Annotated in this window: 1 protein-coding gene; it reads right to left on the bottom strand. The window is 67.7% G+C overall.

Annotated elements, in window-relative coordinates:
- Window positions 1-1,030: nitrate/sulfonate/bicarbonate ABC transporter ATP-binding protein (locus tag WT24_RS25605; RefSeq protein WP_060036226.1), on the bottom strand; the 1,030-nt coding region annotated here is incomplete at both ends.

The raw sequence follows: 1,030 nt of genomic DNA, 5'->3' as shown, positions 1-1,030 counted from the left end.
TGATCCGGGCAGCAAGCGGCACGTGCTTCAGCAGGTGATCCGCGAACATCAGCTTGCGCTCCTGCGTGCCGAATTCCGCGAACACGCGCCCCGGCGGCGTCAGGAACACGTCGCCTTCGCGCACGTCCGCGAAGCCGAGGTACTGCAGCACTTCCGCGATCGGGAACAGGTCGTCGACCTCCAGATGCAGCGTGCGCGCGATTTCCGGCATGTCGGCACGACCGTGGTACGGCGCCATCGCGAGCGTCTCGATCAGGCCGGCCATCAGGTTGGTCGACACCTGCGGCAGCCAGCTGCCGAGTTCGAGCCCCTTCTTCGTCGCCTCGCCGGTCTGGCGCGCGGTCATCTTCGCGTAGATGTCGTCGACCAGCTTGCGGAACGCCGGGTCGAGACGATTGCGCGGGTGCTTGAACGGCACCTTGATCTCGGCGATCACGCGGCCCGGGTTCGACGACAGCACGAGGATCCGATCGCACATGAACACCGCTTCCTCGATGTTGTGCGTGACGATCAGCACCGACTTGATCGGCATGCGGCCCTGCGTCCACAAATCCAGCAAGTCGGTGCGCAGCGTTTCGGCGGTCAGCACGTCGAGCGCGGAGAACGGCTCGTCCATCAGCAGAATGGTCGGATCGACGACGAGCGCGCGCGCAAAGCCCACGCGCTGGCGCATCCCGCCCGACAGCTCGCGCGGATACGCGTTCTCGAAGCCGTCGAGGCCGATCAGGTCGATCGCGGCCAGCGCGCGTTCGCGCCGCTCGCGCGCGCCGACGCCGAGCGCCTCGAGCCCGGCTTCCACGTTCTGCAGCACGGTGAGCCACGGGAACAGCGCGAAGGTCTGGAACACCATCGCGACGCCCTCGGCCGGGCCGCGCAACGGCTTGCCGAGATAGGTCACTTCGCCGTCGGTCGGCTCGATCAGGCCGGCGATGATGCGCAGCAGCGTCGACTTGCCCGAGCCCGAGCGGCCGAGCAGGCCGACGATCTCGCCTTCGCGCAGCGACAGGTTCGCATCGTCGAGCACGAGCAG

This window comes from Burkholderia sp. MSMB1078WGS, assembly GCF_001528895.1.
Taxonomy (GTDB): Bacteria; Pseudomonadota; Gammaproteobacteria; order Burkholderiales; family Burkholderiaceae; genus Burkholderia.
Note: the sequence above shows the minus strand (reverse complement) of the source record. Positions and strands in the feature narration are given on the sequence as shown.